This window comes from Inquilinus sp. NPDC058860 (genome assembly GCF_042743185.1).
Taxonomy (GTDB): Bacteria; Pseudomonadota; Alphaproteobacteria; order DSM-16000; family Inquilinaceae; genus Inquilinus.
Genome location: NZ_JBHYMS010000008.1, coordinates 72523 through 91912, shown reverse-complemented (window position 1 = coordinate 91912; position 19390 = coordinate 72523). Strand labels below are relative to the sequence as shown.

Below are 19390 nucleotides of genomic sequence, written 5' to 3'. Positions count from 1 at the left end.
AAGCGTCGCCTTTCATCAAGCTGGCGGGCCCGGACGTCAAGTCCGCGCGCAGCACACCGCCCTGCCATCGCCGCGACATCGTCCGGCCATCTTCCCGGCGCCCACTCTTCCTTCGGCCGGGAGGGGCGTGACAGCTATGACGATACCCGCGGATCACAAGGTCCCGTCGCGTCGGGACGCGCTGGTCTTCGGCGCCAGGGCCGTGCTGCTGCGCGGCCGCCGAGCCGTGGTCGAGATCGGCCGCCGGCCGGCCCGCCATCCGCGCGCGGACGGGCTGCGCGACGCCGCCGTGGTCGCCGGGATCCGCTCGCCTTTGTGGTCCGGGCCGGGCGGGGAGCACGACCTGACCGCCGGCAAGATCCACAATCTGCGACTGGCCGTGCGCGCCCTCGACGGCGTGGAGGTGCCGGCCGGCGCCGTGTTCAGCTTCTGGCGCCAGATCGGCCGCGCCTCACGTCGGCGCGGCTTCGTCGCCGGGCGCGAGCTGCGCGAGGGCTGCCTGGTCGCCAGCACCGGCGGCGGGCTGTGCCAGCTGTCGAACGGGCTGTACGAAGCGGCGCTGGCCGCCGGCTTCGAGATCGTCGAGCGCCACGCCCACAGCCGGCTGGTGCCGGGCTCGCGCGCCGCCGCCGGGCGCGACGCCACCGTATTCTGGAACTATGTCGACCTGCGCTTCCGCAGCCGGGCGAGCTTCCGCATCGAGGCGCGGCTGACGGCAACGGAGCTGGAGATCCGCTTCCGCAGCGCCGCCGCCCCGGCCGCAGGCATTGTGGTCCCCTTCCCTGTCCCGCGCGAGTCGGCGCATGACTGCGTCGGCTGCGCCCGTGAGGACTGCCGCCGCCGCCTGCCGAGGGGGGCGGAGATCACCAGACGGCCGGCCGCCTGGCTGGTCGACGGAAGCTGGCCGGAATTCGCTGCGCTGATGCGTGCCCAGGCCGGGCCGCAGGATCGGCTGTTCCTGCCGATGCGCCGGCGGACCCGCTATGCCTGGCCCGAGTTGGCCGGCGGCGAAAGCCGCGCCACCCTGGTCGCGCTGGCCCGCGCCCGGGCGTTGCGCCGCCTGCCGGTGGTGGGCGGCGCCCTGCCGCGGGCGATGCTGGGCTTCGACCGGCGGCTGGCCGAGGCCTATGCCCGCCGCCTGTCCCATCGCCACACCCATCTGGTGGTCGGCCAGGGGCTGCTGCCGCATCTCTGGCGCCTCGGCTGCCTGCAGGGCCGCAGCTTCGACGTGCTGATGGAGCGCTGGCCGCTGGCGGCGCTGCAGGCGCGGCTGGACCGCGCCCTGGTCCGCCGCCCCGAGAGCCCGACGCTGGGAGATTTCCGCGCGCCGGACGATATCGTCATGGCCGAGGCCGGGGCGCTGGCTGCCGCGACCCGCCTCTACACCCCGCATGGCGGCATCGCCGCGCGCTTCGCCGACCGGGCGGTGCATCTCGACTGGGTGCTGCCGGACGTCGCCGCGGCGCCGCGTCCGGCAATCGGCGGCCGCACCATCCTGTTCCCGGCCTCGCCCCTGGCCCGCAAGGGCGCCTATGCCCTGCGCGAGGCGGTCGAGGGGCTGGACATCGACCTGGCCGTGACCGGCCGGGCACGCGAAGACGACAAGCCGTTCTGGCGCAACGTCGCGGCCCGGGTGCTGCCCGCCGGCCCCTGGCCCGACCCGATCGCGGCGGTGGTGCTGCCGGCGATCGTCGAGCACCAGCCGCGGGCGCTGCTGCGCGCCATGGCGCTGGGCATCCCGGTGATCGCCACCGCCGCCTGCGGCCTTGACGAAGGGCCGGGCGTCACCCTGGTGCCGGAGGACGACGCCGCGGCCCTGCGAGAAGCGCTGCTTCAGGCGCTCGGCGATGCCCCTCAGCGGCTTCAGGCTTCCGCCAGGAACTCCGCATAGGTGCCGGCGATCGCCTCCACCGCCGCATCGTAGAACTGCTTCCCGTGCTCCGGCGTCGCCAGGCCGGGGTTGGAGCCGATGCGGCCGTCCGGGAAGCGGCGGCGGTAATCGGCGGCATCGTAGAACCGGCCCGTGGGCGCGATCGGCGGGTCCAACTCGGCGGTCTTGATGTGGTCGGGGAACAGATACTGGGTGACCGCCACCTCGCTGGCCGTGGCATGGCTGCCCTCGGCCACGCCGTACAGCTCCTTCGACAGCCGCTGCACGCCGGGATTGTCCCACCAGTTGATCAGGCGACAGCGGATCGACGGGCTGCCGAGCGCGCGCCGCTCGGAATAGATCTCGTAGAAGGCGGCCTGGATGGTGGCGATGTTGCCGCCATGGCCGTTGACGAACAGGAAGCGGTCGAAGCCGTGCTCGGCCAGCGCCATCACATAGTCGCGGATCACCAGCACCAGGGTCGACGGCTTCAGCGTCATGCTGCCCGGAAAGGTCATATGGTGATGCGCCATGCCGACGCCGATGGTCGGGCCGACCACCGCCCCGGTCCGGTCGCCGACGCCGCGGGCGATGCCCTCGGCGCACAGCGCGTCGGTGCCGATCAGCCCGTTCGGGCCGTGCTGCTCGGTCGACCCGATCGGCATGATCGCGCCGCGCGAGGTCTTGAGATAGGCCTCGATCTCCGGCCAGGAGCTGAGCTGAAGCTGCATGGGTCCTCCGTTTCCTGGGCTCGCCTTGTCCAATCCGGGAGCGGCCCGGGAGTTCCTTGGAAAGGCCGGCTGTCCCTCCACTGTCATTGCCGGGCTTGACCCGGCAATCCAGAAAATGTCGACGCTCTCTGGATGCCCGGGTCAAGCCCGGGCATGACAATATGAGTGTGGCTGGCGTCAAATCCCCAGCGCGCAGCCGTCCTTGCGGGGGTCGGAGCCGGCGATCAGCACGCCGCGCTGATGGTCGATCAGGATCGCCTGGCCGCCGCCCAGCGGCTCGTCCCGCCGGTCGACCGTGTGGCCACGCCCGGCGAGGTCCGCCGCCACCGCCGCGCCGATCCGGGTCTCGAGCTGCAGCACGCCGTCGAAGGCGAAGCTGCGCGGCAGGTCCAGCGCCGCCTGCGGGTCGAGGCCGCGGTCGACGATCGAGGACACGAACTGCGCCTGGCCGGCCGCCTGGTAGTGCCCGCCCATCACCCCGAACACGCCGGCGGTGCGGCCGCCGCGACGCAGCAGGCCGGGGATGATGGTGTGCATCGGCCGCTTGGCCGGCCCGATCGAATTCGGGTGCCCCGGATCGACCCGGAACGACCGGCCGCGGCTGTGCAGCAGCACGCCGGTCCCGAGGTCCAGCAGGCCGCTGCCGAAGCTGTCGAAGATCGAGTTGATGAAGGAGACGGCATTGCCGTCGCGGTCGACGACGCAGAGATAGATGGTGTCGCGGTGCTCCGGCTCGGTCCACAGCGCCGGCCGGCCGGCGCGCTTCGGATCGATCCGCCGGCGCAGCGTGCCCAGCACCTCCTGCGACAGCAGCGTCCGCGGGTCGTGCGGCAGGTGGTCGGGGTCGCCGATCAGCGCGTCGCGGTGGTGATAGGCGATCTTGGTCGCCTCGGCATGCAGATGGATGCGGTCGGCCTCCGGCAGTTCGGCCGCCAGGTCGTGGCCGGAGAGCAGGCCGAGGATCATCAGCGCCGCCAGCCCCTGGCCGTTCGGCGGGCACTCGACCACCTCGGTGCCGTGATAGTCGAGCCGGATCGGGTCGACCCAGTCGGCGACCTCGCGGCCGGCGGCGAAATCGTCGAGCGTGTGCAGCCCGCCCTGGGCCTTCAGCAGGCGGACCAGCGATTCCGCCACCGCGCCCTCGTAGAAGGCGGCGGCACCGCGGGCGGCGATGTCGCGCAGCCGGGCGCCGAGAAGCGGCTGGGCATGGCGGTCGCCGACCGCCGGGATCCGGCCGCCGGGCAGGAACACGGCGCTGCAGCCGGGGTCGCCGGCCAGGAAGCCGGCATCCTCGGCCCAGTCCCAGGCGACGCGCGGCGCCACCGGATAGCCCTCCTCCGCATACAGGATGGCCCGGGCGAACAGCCGGTCGAGCGGCAGCGACCCGTGCTCGGCATGCAGCCGGCACCAGGCCGAGATCGCGCCGGGCACCGTCACCGCATGCGGGCTGCGCTGCGGGATCGCCGTCAGACCCTGGGCCGCCAGCGCCTCCGCCGAGGCCGCGCGCGGGGCCCGGCCGCTGCCGTTCAGCGCCAGCGCGTCGCGCCCGGCCGGGGCGTACAGCACGAAGCAGTCGCCGCCGATGCCGGTCATGTGGGCTTCGACCACGCATTGCACCGCGACCGCGGCCAGCGCCGCGTCGACCGCGTTGCCGCCATCCATCAGCACCTCGAGCCCGGCGGCCGAGGCCAGCGGGTGCGAGGTAGCGATCGCCGCCTCGCCCGCGATCAGCGCCGAGCGCCCCGGCTGGCCGAAATCCCGCTGCATGCGCCGTGTCCTCTATCCATATGACCCCCTGGTTGATATCGGCCGCGGGGACCGTTGGCAACCACACGGCGGGGACCGGAGGCCGGGCCGGCTGCGCCCAACGACCGCACAATCAAAACATACATTCGAGGCTGAATTTTACTGACATACATTCATGGATGCTCAAACCAATTCAACAACAACTCAACGATCAGCAGAAAAAAATCCCGATCCCCAAGTTTTTAACTGAATATCTGTTGCCTTCATCGGACCGCACACATAAGTTCGTCGCGCCACGGCCGGGGGACGACCGAGGCGTCATGGAACGGGATAACAATCCGTCAACGGGGGACGAGCGATGCGGAAGGTTTTGTTGCTCGGGGTGTGCCTTGCGGCCGCCACGGGAGGGATCAGTGCGGCCCAGGCGGCGGACACCAATGTGACCTCGGGCCTGTCGCTGAAGATCAGCGGCTGGATCGGCTTCCTGGCCGGTTTGTCGCTGAGCAACACGGACGACGACAGCTTCGACCGCGACTATGACTTCGCGTCCAACGCACGGCTGCAGTTCGACGTCAAGAACGTCACCGATTCCGGCCTGGAATACGGCGCCCGCATCCGCATGAACAACGTCGACCGCCGCAACGACGTCACGGTCGACCGCACCTATGTCTACCTGAAGGGCAGCTTCGGCATCGTCACCCTCGGCGACGCGCCCTACGCCATCGGCGACTTCGGCTACGTCTATGCCCATGACACGCTGAACGGCAAGCTCGGCTTCGGCGCCGGCTGGGGCGACGGGCTGGACGGCAAGTTCAGCCTGTTCGGCGGCTCCGACACCTTCTACGCCTTCGACCCGACCTACGGCATCGGCGGCCTGAACGGCAAGGACACCAAGGTCAAATACACCTCGCCGGGCTTCTCGGGCTTCTCCTTCGGCATCGACTTCACGCCGGTCGCCGGCGGCAACATCCATGCCGGCAATACCGGCCGCAACGACCTGTTCAACAACAACGGGACGCCGCTGGTCAGCAACGACGACGTCCGCTACGAGAACATCGTCACCGGCGGCGTCCAGTACACCGACACCTTCGACGGCAGCACGGTGACCCTGCGCGGCTCGGCCGGCACCGGCAACGGCGTCAGCGGCAACCACGACTACGAGGCCTACAGCCTCGGCGGCCAGCTGGTCCACGCCAGCGGCTTTGCCGCCAGCGTGAACTGGGTGCACTTCTCCAGCACCTTCCGCGCCGACAAGGCGATCGATTCGATCACCGGCGACCTGTCCTACGCCAGCGGCCCCTACGTCATCTCGCTCGGCTATGCCTACACCACGGCGGAGAAGAACAACGGCCTCGAATCATCCTTCACCGACGGCGAGGACCTGAAGACCAATCACAGCGCCTCGCTGTCGTTCCTCTACAACCTGGCGCCGGGGCTCGGCAGCTTCACCGAGCTGGTCTACGAGAAGAACGAATTCCGCATCGGCCAGGACTATGAATCGACGGCGCTGACCACGGGCGTGGTCCTCGCCTTCTGATCGCCGACCGACCCTACTGACACCCAGCAGACTTGGAGGGCGGCGCCAGGGGCCGCCCTTCCTCTTGCCCGATGCCGGTGCGGACCGCGGCCCCCCTCGCCCGCCGTTCCCGGCCCCGGACGGTCTGCCGGAGCCGATCGATCGACCGGGCCACCCGATGCGCAGCCATCGGGCGGCGTCGATGCGGCATGACCGTTCTGTGAAATTTACGAACAATCTGTCCTTTTGTCGCAGGCAACGGTTGATTTGTAACTTTACCGTTTCGTATAAGCCTCGCGTTACAGGAAGGGTTGGCGCTTCGACTGCGGAGACGCGCGCCCGACACGCGAGGGGAAGTAAAATGCGGAAGTTTTTGTTGCTCGGGGTGTGCCTTGCGGCCGCCACGGGAGGGACGAGTATTGCCCAGGCGGCGGATGCGAACGTCACCTCGGGCCTGTCGCTGAAGATCAGCGGCTGGATCGGCTTCATGGCCGGCCTGTCGATCAGCAACACCGCCGACGACACCTTCGACCGCGACTATGACTTCGTGTCCAACGCGCGGCTGCAGTTCGACGTCAAGAACGTCACCGATTCCGGCCTGGAATACGGCGCCCGCATCCGCATGAACAACGTCGACCGCCGGAACGACGTCACGATCGACCGCACCTATCTCTACGTCAAGGGCGGCTTCGGCACCGTCACCTTCGGTGACGCGCCCTACGCCATCGCCGATTTCGGCTACGTCTACGTCCACGACACGCTGAACGGCAAGCTCGGCCTCGGCGCCGGCTGGGGCGACGGGCTGGACGGCAAGTTCAACCTGTTCGGCGGCTCCGACACCTTCTACGCCGTGGATCCGAGCTACGGCATCGGCGGCCTGAACGGCAAGGACACCAAGATCAAGTACACCTCGCCGAGCTTCTCCGGCTTCTCCTTCGGCGTCGACTTCACGCCGGTGGCCGGCGGCAACGGCCATGCCGGCAACGGCGGCCGCAACGACCTGACCAACGACGGCAGCACCCGCTACGAGAACATCGTCACCGCCGGCGTCCAGTACACCAACACCTTCGACGGCAGCACGGTGACCCTGCTCGGCTCGGCCGGCAACGGCAACGGCGTCGTCGGCAACCACGACTACGAGGCCTACAGCCTCGGCGGTCAGCTGGTCCATTCCAGCGGTTTCGGCGCCAGCGTGAACTGGGTGCACTTCTCCAGCACCTTCCGCGCCGACAAGGCGATCGATTCGATCACCGGCGACCTGTCCTACGCCAGCGGCCCGTTCGTCGCCTCGGTCGGCTATGCCTACACCACGGCGGAGAAGAACAACGGCCTGAACTCCTCCTTCACCAACGGCGCCGACCTGAAGACCAACCACAGCATCATCGGCTCGTTCCTCTACAACTTCGCCCCGGGCCTCAACAGCTTCACCGAGCTGGCCTACGAGAAGAACGAGTTCCGCGCCGGACAGGATTACGAGGCGACCGCGCTGACCACGGGCCTGGTCCTCGCCTTCTGATCGAAGACAACGTCCCGACCGACCGAGCGAAGGAGAGGGCGGCGCCAGGGGCCGCCCTCTTCGTTTCAGGGCACGGTACCGCGTCTTGCGGCGTTTGTTCAGCGGAGGACCGCGATGGGCAAGGCCGGACAGGTGCGGATCGGGATCTCGGGCTGGACCTACCGGCCCTGGCGCGGCGTGTTCTACCCGAAGGGCCTGCCGCAGAAGCGCGAGCTGGCCTTCGCCGCCGAGAGCTTTCCGACCGTCGAGATCAACGGCACCTTCTACGGCACCCAGCGGCCGGAGAGCTATGGCCGCTGGTCCGCCGAGACGCCGCGGGACTTCGTCTTCGCGGTCAAGGGGCCGCGCTACATCACCCATCTGCGCCGCCTGCGCGAGGTGGAGGCGCCGCTGGCCAATTTCCTGGCCTCCGGACCGCTGCGGCTGGGGCCGAAGCTGGGGCCGATCCTGTGGCAGTTCCCGCCCAGCTTCCGCTTCGACCCGGACCGGATCGAGGCCTTCTTCACGCTGCTGCCGAAGGACACCGAGGCCGCGGCGGAGATCGCCCGCCGCCACGACGAACGCTATGCCGGCCGGGCCTGGACCAGGACCGACCGCAAGCGGCCGATGCGGCACGCCATGGAAATCCGCCACGACAGCTTCCTCGATCCCGCCTTCATCCGGCTGCTGCGCCGCCATCGGGTGGCCCTGGTCTGCGCCGACACGGTGGATTGGCCGCGGCGCATGGACCTGACCTCCGACTTCGTCTATTGCCGCCTGCATGGGTCGGAGCAGCTGTATGTCAGCGGCTATGACGACGCGGCGCTCGACACCTGGGCCGACCGCGTCGCCGCCTGGGCCATCGGGCGCGAGCCGAAGGACGCCGAGCGGGTGATCGACCGGCCCGGGCCGAAGCGGGCCAGGCGCGACATCTACGTCTACTTCGACAACGACGCCAAGGTGCGCGCGCCGGCCGACGCCAAGGGGCTGATCCGCCGGGTCGAGGACCGGCTGGGCCGCTAACCCGCATTTCTCACACTCCCTGTGCCCTGCGCCGGTTCAAAATGCCGACGGGGCAGGAGAGCGGCGCAGCGCGATGCTTCTGCATCGGGCAAGCCGTTCGACGCACCCTGTCGGCATTTTCAACCGGCCCGGAGGGTCGTCTTGCGGCGGCCGCCTGCGGGGGCGGGCCGCTCAACCGTAGCGCCGCTATGCTTTTCGCGTCCCGCCCCCGCATCCGACTCGCCGCAAGACGACGCAGGGCACAGGGAGTGTGAGAAATGCGGGCTAGCTAGGGGCGGGCTGTCGCCGTCCTGCGGCCGCGGCCGCGCAGCGCCAGCATGGTGGCGTTCCACAGCACGCAGGCCGCCAGGGCCAGGCCCAGCGCCGCGGCGGAGCCGAACGGCTCGGCCGCCAGGTGCAGCAGCGCCAGCGCCGGCACATACCCGACCATGCCGATCAGCGCGTTGGCGAACACCGCCGCCGTCGCCGGGCCGCCGATGCGCGGATGCAGCAGCAGGGCCAGGCTGCCGGTGACCACCGGGGCCAGGGCGGCGAAGCCGGCCGCCGCCGGTCCGAGGGCGCGGCCGATCAGCAGCACCGCGGCGATCAGGCCGGTCACCGCGGCCGCCCGCGCCGGGATGTCCCAGCGCCGGCCGGCGGCCCGCACCGGCGGCGTCGCCGCCAGGCGCCGCAGCGCGATCGGCAGGCAGGCGGCGAAGACGATCAGGTTCAGCGCCACGGCGCCGGGCAGGGTCCAGTCGACCCGGGAGACCGCGGCCGCCGTCCCGGCCCAGCCCAGCAGCCCCAAAGGCAGGCTGGCGGCGAGGCCGCGCGAGCGGGCGAGCAGGGAATACAGCGTCAGGAACACGGCGGTCGCCGTGTTGACCGCCAGGCTGGCCACGGCGCTGCCGGCGATGAAGCCGGAATCATGCTCCATCGCCAGGAAGACATAGGCCGGCCCGACCGAGATCGGCAGCGTCGCGATCATCGCCCCCAGCACCGGCCCGCTGCGCTCGACCAGCAGCGAGGCGGCGACCACGATCCCGGCGGCCAGCGCCAGCTTGGCGGCGAACAGGAGCCAGAACGGGTCGGTCACGGCGAATCTCCAGGCGGGCCGTCCTCCTTGCTAGACCATCCGGCCTCGCCTGCGGACCGACGGTTTCTCGGGCCTGTCCTGCGCAGCGGGATTGGGCCGCAAGAACCGGGTGGCGCACCTCTCCGGTCTCGGCCAGAACAGCGGCATGAGTTCGCCGCACCCCTCCCGTCCCGCGCCGCCGTCCATGGGCCTGACCGACTGGCTGCTGCTGATCGGCCTGTCGCTCGTCTGGGGCGGCTCCTTCTTCTTCGCCAAGGTGGCGGTGGCCGAGGTGCCGCCGCTGACCGTCGTCTTCGCCCGGGTCGGGCTGGCCGCCATCGCGCTGCTTCTGGTGCTGCGCCTGATCGGCCAGCCGTTGCCGCGCGACCGGCGGATCTGGGCCGCCTTCTTCGGCATGGGGCTGCTCAACAACCTGATCCCGTTCTGCCTGATCGTCTGGGGCCAGACCCGGATCGGCAGCGGCCTCGCCGCCATCCTGAACGCCACCACACCCTTGTTCACAGTGCTGGTCGCCCATGTGCTGACCGCGGACGAGAGGCTGACGCCGAAGCGGCTGGCCGGGGTGGTGCTCGGCCTCGCCGGGGTCGTCGTGATGATCGGCCCGCAGGTGCTGGGCGGGCTGGGCGGCGAGGTGACGGCGCAGATCGCGATCCTCGGCGCCGCCCTGTCCTATGCCTTCGCCGGCATCTTCGGCCGCCGCTTCCGCGCCCTGCCGCCGATGGTCACCGCCACCGGCCAGGTCAGCGCCACCAGCGTCATGATGCTGCCGGTCGTCTGCTTGGTCGACCGGCCCTGGACGCTGCCGATGCCGAGCGGAGCGACGCTGCTGTCGCTGGTCGGGCTGGCGCTGCTCAGCACGTCGCTGGCCTATGTCCTCTACTTCAAGCTGCTGGCCCGGGTCGGCGCCACCAACACGGTGCTGGTGACGCTGCTGATCCCGCCCAGCGCGCTGCTGCTCGGCCACCTGGTGCTGGGCGAGGTCCTGTCCGGCCGCGCCTGGGCAGGCATGGCGCTGATCGCCCTCGGCCTGATCGCGCTGGACGGCAGGCTGTTCGCGAAAGCGCGGCGCGCGATTGACCGATCGTTCGGTCAGGCCACTTCGTCGTAAGCCACTCCCAGCGAGGCCAGCGCATCCCAGTAGCCGGGATAGGTCTTCGCCACGCAGCCCGGGTCGAGGATGGTAATGCCGCCGATCTTCAGGCCCGCCAGGGCGAAGCTCATGGCGATGCGATGGTCGGCATAGGTCTCGATCCGGGTCGGCAGCACCTGGCCGGCCAGGGCGGGGTCGGAGGCGACGATCAGGTCGTCGCCCTCCTCGTGGCCCAGGCCGGGGCGGATGCGCGACAGCTCGGTCGCCAGCGCGGCGACCCGGTCGCATTCCTTGACCCGGAGATTGGCGATGCCGGTGAAGCGCACCGGCGTCTCATTGAAGGCGGCCAGCACCGCCAGGGTCGGCACCGCATCCTGCATCTGCGATCCGTCGATCACCGCCGGCAGGTTCGGGAATTGCGCGATCAGCGCCTGGGCCTTGGCGTCGGGCTGGGTGAAGGCCGGCACGCCCAGGTCGATGGCGCCGCCGGTCAGCACCTCGGCACCCCACAGATAGGTCGCGGCCGAGGCGTCGGGCTCGATCACATGGTCGGCGGCGCGGTAGCCGGTCGGCTGCACCCGCCAGGTCGCCTCGTCGACCTGCTCGACCTCGGCGCCGAAGGCGCGCATCGCCGCCACGGTCAGGTCGACATAGCCGCGGGCACCGATCTCGCTGCCGGTCAGCGCCACCTCGACCGGCCCGGTGCCGCAGGCGGCGGCCATCAGCAGGGCGGAGATGTACTGGCTGGACAGGCCGCCATCGATCTCGACCCGGCCGGCGGCGAAGGGCCCATGGCCACGCACCGTCACCGGCGGGCAGCCGTTGGTGTCGGTGACATCGATGCCGAGCGAGCGCAGCGCCTGCACCAGCGGGCCGATCGGCCGCTTGCGCATATGCGCGTCGCCGTCGACCACCACGGTGCCGTCGACCATGGTCACGGCGGCGGTCAGGAAGCGCGTGGCGGTGCCGGCATTGCCCAGGAACAGCGGCCCGGCCGGGGCCTGCAGCCGGCCGGTGCCGGTGACGGTGAAGCTGGTGTCGTCCGGCTCCTCGACCGTTACGCCCATGGCGCGCAGGGCGGCGGCCATCAGCTTGGTGTCGTCGCTCTTCAGCGCGCCGGTCAGGCGGCTGGTGCCGCGGGCCAGCGCCGCCAGCAGCAGCACGCGGTTGGTGATCGACTTCGACCCCGGTGGGGTGACGCGGCCGGTCAGCGGCCGGCCCGGCGCCTTGATCGTCAAACCGTTTGCGCGCGCATCCATGCCGGTCGTCCGCCCTCGTGTGATCGTCCTGTCCTAGCGGTCCCCGCGGCCCGTAACCAGCGCGATCGGCTCATTCGAGCCATTCGGTGATGAAGGTGCCGTTCTCGTGGATGTCGATGGTCTGCAGCGGGCCGGGGCCGGGATTGGTGAATTTGTGCGGCGTGTTCGGCGGCACTACCACGATCTGCCCGGCCTCGGCCAGGATCTCCTGGGTGCCCAGGGTGAACAAGACGCGGCCGGCGCGGATGATGAAGGTCTCGGGATAAGGGTGGCGGTGCAGCTTCGGCCCGCCGCCGGGCTCGGCCCGGTCGAAGAAGATCACCGAGACATGGGCGCCGTGCTTGCCGAGCTGGATCTCGCCATGCCAGCGCTCCGGATCCTCGGCCCAGGCCTGGCGGTCGATGACGGGCTTCATGGCGGTCTCCCTTCGCGTTTCATTGATCCGGCCCGAGCGTCCGGGCCTCGCCCAGCAGCCAGTCGCGGAAGGCGACCAGGCCGGGGCGCGGCGTGCGGTCCGCCGCCACGGTGAACCAGTAGCCGTGGCGGCTGTGGAAGCCCAGACCCGCCGGATTGACCAATCGACCGGTCAGCAATTCCTCGCCGATCAGGCAGCGCGGCACCAGGGCCAGGCCCTGGCCGGCGATCGCGGCGCGGATCACCAGCGCGTAGAAGCCGAAATGCACCATATGGGCCGGGGTGAACTCGGCCAGCCCCTGGGCCTCGGCGAACTCGCTCCAGCGCAGCGGCGTGTGGCGGTGGTCCAGCACGGTGTAGCGGCGCACATCCTCGGGCCCGGCGATGCCGCCCATCCGGGTCAGCAGCGCCGGAGCCCCGACCAGCGCGACATTGCGGCCGAACAGGTACGCCGCCTGCTGGCCCGGCCAGTCGCCCTCGCCGAAGCGGAACACGCCGTCGGCCTCCTCGATGGTGTCGCCGGTCGCCTGGGTGGTGAACTGCACCTCCAGCTCCGGCCGCGCCTTGGCCAGCAGCGACAGGTGCGGCACCAGCCAGCGGTCGCCCAGGATCGGCAGCACATGCAGCCGGATGGCGTTGGGCGATCCGCGCAAGGCCGCGATGCGCCCGGCCGCGGTCTCCAGCGCCCCCAGCGCGATCCGCGCCTGGGTGACGTAGATCCGCCCGGCCTCGGTCGGCACCAGGCCGCGGCCGGTGCGGGCGAACAGCGGCAGGCCGGCGATCTCCTCCAGGCTGCGCAGCTGCTTGCTGACCGCGCTCTGGGTCAGGTGCACGCTCTTCGCCGCCTCCGAGGCCGAGCCGTGCTCGACCAGCGCAGCCAGGACCCGCAGCGCGGTGGTGGAGGGCAGGGGGATCTGCGGCATGTCTCCGGCTATGACCATTCGGACTGACGCGCACGATATTCCATTCCGGACTATCGCGGGGAAATCATTTCCATTGTGGCACTTCGCGCCGCTTGCCAGCATCCCTGCCGAACAGGGAGCCGAGCATGACCGAACCGACCCGTCTCTGGGGCGCCCGCTTCCGCGCTGCGCCTGCGCCGGAGCTGATGGCCCTGTCGCGCTCCGACCCCAGCCATTTCCGCCTCGCCCCCTACGACCTCGCCGCCTCCGCCGCCCATGCCCGCGAGCTGGTGCGCGCCGGCATCCTGACCGAGGCCGAGGGCGGCACCATCGCGGCGACCCTGTCCGATCTGGCGCGCGACGTCGCCGCCGGCACGGTGCGGCCGAACCAGGGCGACGAGGACGTCCACACCTTCCTCGAGCGCGCGCTGACCGAACGGCTCGGGTCCCTGGGCGGCAAGCTGCGCGCCGGGCGCTCGCGCAACGACCAGGCGGCGAACGACCTCAAGCTCTACCTGCGCGACGTCGCCCGCCGCCTGGCCGGCCATGTCATGGCGCTGCAGCAGGCGCTGGTGGCGCAGGCCGAGGCGCATGTCGAGACCCTCGCGCCGGGCTTCACCCATCTGCAGCCGGCCCAGCCGGTCACCTTCGCCCACCAGCTGCTGGCCCACGCCCAGACCTTCGCCCGCGACGTCGAGCGGCTGCAGGACTGGGACCGGCGCAGCGCGCGCTCGCCACTCGGCGCCGCGGCCCTGGCCGGCTCCGCCATCGCGCTGCGCCCCGATCTGTCGGCCGCCGAGCTGGGCTATGACGGCCCCTGCGAGAACTCGATCGACGCGGTCGGCAGCCGCGACCATGTGGCGGAGTTCCTGTTCGTCGCCGCGATGCTGTCGGTGCATCTGTCGCGGCTGGCGGAGGAGGTGTTCCTGTGGTCGTCGCGCCAGTTCCGCTGGGTCGAGCTGGACGATGCCTACGCCACCGGCTCCTCGATCATGCCGCAGAAGAAGAACGCCGACATCGCCGAGCTGACGCGCGGTCGGGCGTCCCGGCTGATCGGCGGGCTCACGGCCATGCTGACGGCACTGAAGGGCCTGCCCTTCGCCTACAACCGCGACCTGGCCGAGGACAAGCGCGCCGCCTTCGAGGCGGTCGACACGCTCGACGCGGTGCTGCCGGCGATGGCCGGGATGCTGCGCACGATGCGGATCAATGTCGACACGCTGAAGCGCCAGTCGGTCGAGGGCTTTACCCTGGCGACCGAGGTGGCGGACTGGCTGGCCCGGCGCGGCGTGCCCTTCTCCGAGGCGCATGAGATCACCGGCGCCCTGGTCCGCCGCTGCGAGGACCGCGGCATCGGGCTGGAGGACCTGGCGGATGCCGACCTGGCGGCGGTCGACCCGCGGCTGGCGCCGGAGATCCGCACCTGCCTGACGCCGGAGGCGGCGGTCGCCGCCCGCAGCGGCCATGGCGGCACCGCGCCGGACCGGGTGCGCGAGCAGCTGGCGCGGCTGCGCGAGCTGCTGGTCGAGCAGGACAGCTGGGCCCAGGCCTATGACGGCCCGCGCGGCTGAACAGGGGCATCGCATGACCGACATCACCACGGGCACCTCGCCCTATTCGATCGCCCATCTGCGCCATGTGCCGCGCCGGCACTATGGCCGCTGGGTCGCGGCGGCGCTGATCCTGCTGGCCCTGGCGGCGGTGGTGCGGGCCTTCGCCGTCGGCCAGATCGCCTGGCCCGTCGTCGGCCAGTTCTTCACCGCGCCCGCGATCCTGTCCGGCCTGGCCAACACCATCCTGATGACGGTCTGCGCCATGGCGCTGGGCATCGCGCTCGGCGTCCTGTTCGCGATCATGGTGATGTCGCCCAACCCGGTGCTGAAGACCGTGGCGGTCGGCTACATCTGGTTCTTCCGCGGCACGCCGCTGCTGCTGCAGCTGCTGCTGTGGTTCAACCTGGCGCTGGTGTTCCCGACCATCGGGATCCCCGGCCTGCTCGAGGGGCGGACGGTCGACCTGATCACGCCCTTCGTGGCGACTCTGCTGGGGCTCGGCATCAACCAGGGCGCGTACACCGCCGAGGTGGTGCGCGGCGGCATCCTGTCGGTCGATCTCGGCCAGACCGAGGCGGCCAAGGCGATCGGCATGACCCGGCTGGTGGCGCTGCGCCGGATCGTGCTGCCGCAGGCGATGCGGGTGATCATTCCGCCGGTCGGCAACGAGGTGATCAGCATGGTCAAGCTGACCTCGGTCGCCAGCGTCATCCAATACGCCGAGATGCTGCGCAACGCCCAGACCATCTACTACGCCAATGCCCGGGTGATCGAGCTGCTGATCGTCGCCGCGATCTGGTACCTGGTGGTGGTCACGGTGCTCAGCATCGGCCAGCATTTCCTGGAGAAGCGCTTCGCCCGCGGGCGCGGCGACAACCGGGCCAGGCGCGCGGTCCCCGACCAGCCGAAGGAGGCCTGAGCCATGCCGCCGATGGTGGTCGCCGCCGAGATCCACAAGCATTTCGGGTCGCTGCACGCGCTGCAGGGCGTGTCGCTGGAGGTCGAGCGCGGCGAGGTGCTGTGCATCATCGGCCCCTCCGGCTCGGGCAAGAGCACGCTCTTGCGCTGCATCAACCAGCTCGAGAGCGTCGACGGCGGCGCGGTCTGGGTCGATGGCGAGCTCGCCGGCTTCCGGCAGGAGGGCGACGCCCTCTACGCCCTGACCGATCGCGAGGCAGCGCGCCAGCGCCTGGCCAGCGGCATGGTGTTCCAGCGCTTCAACCTGTTCGCGCATCTGACCGTGCTGGGCAACATCGTCGAAGGCCCGGTCACGGTGCAGAAGCGCCCGAAGGCCGAGGCGGTGGCCGAGGCCATGGCCCTGCTGCGGCGCGTCGGCCTGGCCGACAAGCGCGACGCCTATCCGGCCGAGCTGTCCGGCGGCCAGCAGCAGCGCATCGCCATCGCCCGCGCCCTGGCGATGAAGCCGAAGCTGATGCTGTTCGACGAGCCGACCTCGGCCCTCGACCCCGAGCTGGTGGGTGAGGTGCTGGCGGTGATGCGCGACCTGGCCGCCAGCGGCATGACCATGATCGTGGTGACGCACGAGCTGGGCTTCGCCCGCGAGGTCGCCGGCCGGGTCGTGTTCATGGACCGCGGCCGGATCGTCGAGATCGGTCCGCCGCAGCAGGTGCTGGGCAGCCCGCGCGAGCCGCGCACCCGCGACTTCATCGCCGCCGTCCTGTCGTGACCGGCGGACCAACGACAACAGGAGAGGCTCTCATGACCCGTATCGCTCTGCTCGCCGCCACGACGGCCGTTGCCGCGTTCGCCGTCGCATCCGCCTCGGCGCAGACTGTGCCCGACCGGATCAAGCAGGCCGGCAAGATCATCATCGGCACCAACAACAACTATCCGCCGATCATCTTCAAGGACCCGGCAACCAACGAGCTGCAGGGCGTCGACATCGACCTCGGCAAGGCGATCGCCAAGCAGCTGGGCGTCGAGGCCGAGTTCCAGGAGATCGCCTTCGCCCAGATGCTGCCGTCACTGCAGACCGGCCGTATCGACATGGTGATGGCGGGAATGAGCGACACGCCGGCGCGGCGCGACATCGCCGATTTCGTCGACTACATGAAGTCGGGCGCGCAATTCTACACGATCACCGCGCTGGCCGGTGAGATCAAGACGCCGGACGACCTGTGCGGCAAGACGGTCGGCGCCAGCCGCTCGACCAACTGGCCGCAGCAGATCGGCGATTGGAGCGAGGCCAACTGCGTCGCCAAGGGCAAGCCGGCGATCACCGTGGTCGGCACCGAGGGCTCGGCCGACGCCCGCACCCAGCTGAAGACCCAGCGGCTGCAGGCCGCGGCCCAGGGCAACGAGACGCTGCCCTATTTCCAGCAGCTGGAGCCGGACACCTATGTGCCGATCGGCGCGGCCTTCACCGAATCCCTGGTCGGCATCCCGGTGCTGAAATCCGAGCCGCAGCTGCGCGACGCGGTCAAGGCCGCGGTGGAGACGCTGCAGGCCGACGGCACCTACGACCAGATCCTGGCCAAGTACGGCCTGCAGGCCAACACGCTGCCGGCGGCCCTGAACCAGGGGCAGTAACCGCCCCGCTTCGGCACGAACCGCCCCTTCATCCCGTTCTCACGGCATCCACCCTTGCCCGGAGGATGCCGTGAAGGACAGTCCCTGGTTCGACCGTTTCGCCACCCGGATCGCGCAGCTCGCCGGCCATCCCGTCACCTTCGGCGTGGCGGCGGGCGTGATCGTGGTGTGGGCGGTGATCGGGCCGTTCGCCGGGTTTTCCGACGCCTGGCAGCTCACCGTGAACACGGCCACGACGATCGTCACCTTCCTGATGGTGTTCCTGATCCAGAGCACCCAGAACCGCGACACCGCGGCGCTGCAGATCAAGCTGGACGAGCTGATCCGCGCCACCAAGACGGCGCGAAACTCGCTGCTCGACCTCGAGGAGCATTCCGAGGAGGAGATCCGCCAGATTCGCGAGGAGTACGAGAAGCTGGCGGAGAAGGAGCGCCGCAAGAAGGGCATCAGCCGGTCCGAGTCGGCCTGATCGCCCTCAGCGGGCCTCCGGCAGCCGCTCTCGCCCGTGCGGCGCCGACAGGTCCAGCACCGGGCCCTTGGGCACGATGCCGGTCGGGTTGATGGTGCGGTGGCTCTCGTAATAGTGCCGCTTGATATGCGTCATCTCGATCGTCGCGGCCACGCCGGGGCGCTGCGCGATCTCGCGGGTGAAGCCCCACAGCGCCGGGTATTCGTGCAGCGGCCGCAGGTTGCACTTGAAGTGGCCGTGATAGACCGGGTCGAAGCGCAAGAGGGTGGTGAACAGCCGGATGTCGGCCTCGGTCAGCCGGTCGCCGACCAGCCAGCGATGCGCCGACAGCCGGGTCTCCAGCGTGTCCAGCGTCTCGAACAGCCGGGTCACGGCCTCCTCGTAGACCGCTTGGTCGGTGGCGAAGCCGGCCTTGTAGACGCCGTTGTTCACCCGGTCGTAGACCTCGGCGTTGATCGCGTCGATCCCGGGCAGCAGGTCGGCCGGCGACAGGTCGACCGAACGGTCGGCGAATTCGTCGAACGCCGAGTTCAGCATCCGGATGATCTCGGCCGACTCGTTGTTCACGATGCTGCGGGTCTCTTTGTCCCACAGCACCGGCACGGTGACCCGGCCGGTGTAGTCCGGCCTGGCCAGGGTGTAGACCTCGTGCAGCGCCGCGCGGCCGTTGACCCGGTCGCCGGTGGCGCCGGGCGAGCGGATGCCGGTGCGGAGGTCGGCGAAGGTCCAGCCCTGGGCGCCCATGAACGGGTCGACCACGTCGACCGAGATCACGTCCTCGAGCCCTTTCAGCGCCCGCACGATCAGGGTGCGGTGCGCCCAAGGGCAGGCGTAGGAGACGTAGAGGTGGTAGCGGCCGGGCTCGGCCCTGAAGCCGGAGCTGCCGTCGGCCGTCACCGTGCCGCGGAAGGCGCTCTCCTGCCGCACGAAGCGTCCGCCGGTCGATCTGGTGTCGTACCACTGGTCGGTCCAGCGGCCCTCGATCAGCAGGCCCATCGCGTCCTCCGTCGGCCGCCGGGCGGGGCCCGGCGGCATCATCCTGCAGATCTTAGCCGGCGAGCTTCGAAGCGATCTTGGTCACATGCGCGCCCTGGAAGCGGGCGGCGGCGAGCTCGTTGGCGCTCGGCTGGCGCTGGCCCTGGCCGCCGGCGATGGTCGAGGCGCCGTAGGGCGACCCGCCGGTGATCTCGTCCAGCGTCATCTGGCCCTGGAAGGAATAGGGCAGGCCGACCACCACCATGCCCTGGTGCAGCAGCACGGTGTGGAAGCTCAGGATGGTCGATTCCTGGCCGCCATGCTGGGTCGCCGAGGAGGTGAAGACGCTGCCGGGCTTGCCGATCAGGGCGCCCTTCATCCACAGCCCGCCGGCCTGGTCGAGGAAGTTCTTCATCTGCGCGGCCATCATGCCGAAGCGGGTCGGCACGCCGAAGATGATGGCGTCGTAATCCGCCAGCTCGTCGATCGTGGCGACCGGCGCCGCCTGGTCGAGCTTGAAGTGGGAGGCGCGGGCGACCTCCTCCGGCACCAGCTCGGGCACGCGCTTGATCACGGGCTCGCCGCCCGCCTCGCGCACGCCTTCGGCCACCGCCGTGGCCATGGTCTCGATATGGCCGTACGAGCTGTAGTAGAGGACCAGGACCTTCGTCATCGGATGTTTCCCTTCGGGCTGGCAGCCTGTGCTGCGGGTGAAAGGTAAC

General features: G+C 70.4%; 18 protein-coding genes. 10 read left to right on the top strand and 8 right to left on the bottom strand.

All coding sequences use genetic code 11. From position 1 onward, the window contains the following. Positions 1-136 precede the first annotated feature (136 nt). Complete coding sequence (locus ACFW16_RS07790; protein WP_380303515.1) at positions 137-1891, top strand: VanW family protein; 1755 nt, start codon at positions 137-139, stop codon at positions 1889-1891. On the opposite strand, the gene ACFW16_RS07785 is transcribed toward ACFW16_RS07790, so the two are convergent. Beyond that, positions 1864-2601 carry a creatininase family protein gene (locus ACFW16_RS07785; protein ID WP_380303514.1) on the bottom strand — a complete coding sequence of 246 codons (738 nt, stop codon included), beginning with the start codon at positions 2599-2601 and terminating at the stop codon, positions 1864-1866. The two genes, ACFW16_RS07790 and ACFW16_RS07785, sit on opposite strands and share 28 nt — an antisense overlap. Positions 2602-2778: 177 nt before the next feature. Then, positions 2779-4368: a gamma-glutamyltransferase family protein gene (locus ACFW16_RS07780; protein WP_380303512.1), complete on the bottom strand. Its 1590-nt coding sequence runs from the start codon at positions 4366-4368 to the stop codon at positions 2779-2781. Positions 4369-4705: 337 nt separating this feature from the next. Here ACFW16_RS07780 and ACFW16_RS07775 point away from each other — a divergent pair, with 337 nt between their 5' ends. The 3 genes from ACFW16_RS07775 to ACFW16_RS07765 all read left to right on the top strand — a co-directional run bounded on the left by ACFW16_RS07775 (position 4706) and on the right by ACFW16_RS07765 (position 8381). After that, positions 4706-5884, top strand: a complete 1179-nt coding sequence (locus ACFW16_RS07775) for a porin (RefSeq protein ID WP_380303510.1) — start codon at positions 4706-4708, stop codon at positions 5882-5884. A gap of 340 nt (positions 5885-6224) precedes the next feature. Continuing rightward, the gene (locus tag ACFW16_RS07770) at positions 6225-7379 is read left to right on the top strand and encodes a porin (RefSeq protein WP_380303508.1); all 1155 of its coding nucleotides are present in this window, start codon (positions 6225-6227) and stop codon (positions 7377-7379) included. 114 nt (positions 7380-7493) lie between these two features. Beyond that, on the top strand, positions 7494-8381 hold the full coding sequence (locus ACFW16_RS07765; protein WP_380303506.1) for a DUF72 domain-containing protein: 888 nt from the start codon (positions 7494-7496) through the stop codon (positions 8379-8381). A 268-nt stretch (positions 8382-8649) separates the two neighbouring features. On the opposite strand, the gene ACFW16_RS07760 is transcribed toward ACFW16_RS07765, so the two are convergent. Continuing rightward, on the bottom strand, positions 8650-9456 hold the full coding sequence (locus ACFW16_RS07760; protein ID WP_380303504.1) for a hypothetical protein: 807 nt from the start codon (positions 9454-9456) through the stop codon (positions 8650-8652). A 145-nt stretch (positions 9457-9601) separates the two neighbouring features. Between ACFW16_RS07760 and ACFW16_RS07755 the strand changes: the two genes are divergently transcribed. Then, positions 9602-10564 (top strand): DMT family transporter, encoded by a 963-nt coding sequence (locus ACFW16_RS07755; protein ID WP_380303502.1) that lies wholly within the window; start codon positions 9602-9604, stop codon positions 10562-10564. Here ACFW16_RS07755 and aroA read toward each other — a convergent pair. The 3 genes from aroA to ACFW16_RS07740 form a co-directional block, all read right to left on the bottom strand. Then, the gene (gene aroA, locus ACFW16_RS07750) at positions 10546-11805 is read right to left on the bottom strand and encodes a 3-phosphoshikimate 1-carboxyvinyltransferase (protein ID WP_380303500.1); all 1260 of its coding nucleotides are present in this window, start codon (positions 11803-11805) and stop codon (positions 10546-10548) included. The two genes, ACFW16_RS07755 and aroA, sit on opposite strands and share 19 nt — an antisense overlap. A 70-nt stretch (positions 11806-11875) precedes the next feature. Further along, positions 11876-12220, bottom strand: a complete 345-nt coding sequence (locus ACFW16_RS07745; RefSeq protein ID WP_380303498.1) for a cupin domain-containing protein — start codon at positions 12218-12220, stop codon at positions 11876-11878. 19 nt (positions 12221-12239) lie between these two features. Further along, positions 12240-13142 carry a LysR substrate-binding domain-containing protein gene (locus ACFW16_RS07740; RefSeq protein WP_380303496.1) on the bottom strand — a complete coding sequence of 301 codons (903 nt, stop codon included), beginning with the start codon at positions 13140-13142 and terminating at the stop codon, positions 12240-12242. Between the two features lie 125 nt (positions 13143-13267). Between ACFW16_RS07740 and argH the strand changes: the two genes are divergently transcribed. From argH to ACFW16_RS07715, 5 genes are all read left to right on the top strand, one after another. Next, positions 13268-14692 (top strand): argininosuccinate lyase, encoded by a 1425-nt coding sequence (gene argH / locus ACFW16_RS07735; protein ID WP_380303494.1) that lies wholly within the window; start codon positions 13268-13270, stop codon positions 14690-14692. Between the two features lie 13 nt (positions 14693-14705). Further along, positions 14706-15593: an amino acid ABC transporter permease gene (locus ACFW16_RS07730; protein WP_380303492.1), complete on the top strand. Its 888-nt coding sequence runs from the start codon at positions 14706-14708 to the stop codon at positions 15591-15593. 3 nt (positions 15594-15596) lie between these two features. Further along, a complete protein-coding gene (locus ACFW16_RS07725) occupies positions 15597-16361 on the top strand; it encodes an amino acid ABC transporter ATP-binding protein (RefSeq protein WP_380303490.1) in 765 nt (254 codons plus the stop codon). A 32-nt stretch (positions 16362-16393) separates the two neighbouring features. After that, positions 16394-17224 (top strand): ABC transporter substrate-binding protein, encoded by an 831-nt coding sequence (locus tag ACFW16_RS07720; protein ID WP_380303488.1) that lies wholly within the window; start codon positions 16394-16396, stop codon positions 17222-17224. A gap of 70 nt (positions 17225-17294) precedes the next feature. Further along, a complete protein-coding gene (locus ACFW16_RS07715; RefSeq protein ID WP_380303486.1) occupies positions 17295-17693 on the top strand; it encodes a low affinity iron permease family protein in 399 nt (132 codons plus the stop codon). Between the two features lie 6 nt (positions 17694-17699). On the opposite strand, the gene ACFW16_RS07710 is transcribed toward ACFW16_RS07715, so the two are convergent. Both ACFW16_RS07710 and wrbA read right to left on the bottom strand, forming a co-directional pair. Then, positions 17700-18689, bottom strand: coding sequence for a glutathione S-transferase family protein (locus tag ACFW16_RS07710; RefSeq protein ID WP_380303484.1), 990 nt, complete (start codon positions 18687-18689; stop codon positions 17700-17702). Between the two features lie 52 nt (positions 18690-18741). Beyond that, positions 18742-19341, bottom strand: a complete 600-nt coding sequence (wrbA, locus tag ACFW16_RS07705) for an NAD(P)H:quinone oxidoreductase (RefSeq protein ID WP_380303482.1) — start codon at positions 19339-19341, stop codon at positions 18742-18744. Between the last annotated feature and the right edge of the window lie 49 nt (positions 19342-19390).

Excerpts from the sequence above, each read along its gene's own strand:
- ACFW16_RS07790 (WP_380303515.1), top strand. The coding sequence starts at position 137 with ATGACGATACCCGCGGATCACAAGGTCCCGTCGCGTCGGGACGCGCTG.
- ACFW16_RS07785 (WP_380303514.1), bottom strand. The coding sequence starts at position 2,601 with ATGCAGCTTCAGCTCAGCTCCTGGCCGGAGATCGAGGCCTATCTCAAG.
- ACFW16_RS07780 (WP_380303512.1), bottom strand. The coding sequence starts at position 4,368 with ATGCAGCGGGATTTCGGCCAGCCGGGGCGCTCGGCGCTGATCGCGGGC.
- ACFW16_RS07775 (WP_380303510.1), top strand. The coding sequence starts at position 4,706 with ATGCGGAAGGTTTTGTTGCTCGGGGTGTGCCTTGCGGCCGCCACGGGA.
- ACFW16_RS07770 (WP_380303508.1), top strand. The coding sequence starts at position 6,225 with ATGCGGAAGTTTTTGTTGCTCGGGGTGTGCCTTGCGGCCGCCACGGGA.
- ACFW16_RS07765 (WP_380303506.1), top strand. The coding sequence starts at position 7,494 with ATGGGCAAGGCCGGACAGGTGCGGATCGGGATCTCGGGCTGGACCTAC.
- ACFW16_RS07755 (WP_380303502.1), top strand. The coding sequence starts at position 9,602 with ATGAGTTCGCCGCACCCCTCCCGTCCCGCGCCGCCGTCCATGGGCCTG.
- aroA (WP_380303500.1), bottom strand. The coding sequence starts at position 11,805 with ATGGATGCGCGCGCAAACGGTTTGACGATCAAGGCGCCGGGCCGGCCG.
- ACFW16_RS07745 (WP_380303498.1), bottom strand. The coding sequence starts at position 12,220 with ATGAAGCCCGTCATCGACCGCCAGGCCTGGGCCGAGGATCCGGAGCGC.
- ACFW16_RS07740 (WP_380303496.1), bottom strand. The coding sequence starts at position 13,142 with ATGCCGCAGATCCCCCTGCCCTCCACCACCGCGCTGCGGGTCCTGGCT.
- argH (WP_380303494.1), top strand. The coding sequence starts at position 13,268 with ATGACCGAACCGACCCGTCTCTGGGGCGCCCGCTTCCGCGCTGCGCCT.
- ACFW16_RS07730 (WP_380303492.1), top strand. The coding sequence starts at position 14,706 with ATGACCGACATCACCACGGGCACCTCGCCCTATTCGATCGCCCATCTG.
- ACFW16_RS07725 (WP_380303490.1), top strand. The coding sequence starts at position 15,597 with ATGCCGCCGATGGTGGTCGCCGCCGAGATCCACAAGCATTTCGGGTCG.
- ACFW16_RS07720 (WP_380303488.1), top strand. The coding sequence starts at position 16,394 with ATGACCCGTATCGCTCTGCTCGCCGCCACGACGGCCGTTGCCGCGTTC.
- ACFW16_RS07710 (WP_380303484.1), bottom strand. The coding sequence starts at position 18,689 with ATGGGCCTGCTGATCGAGGGCCGCTGGACCGACCAGTGGTACGACACC.
- wrbA (WP_380303482.1), bottom strand. The coding sequence starts at position 19,341 with ATGACGAAGGTCCTGGTCCTCTACTACAGCTCGTACGGCCATATCGAG.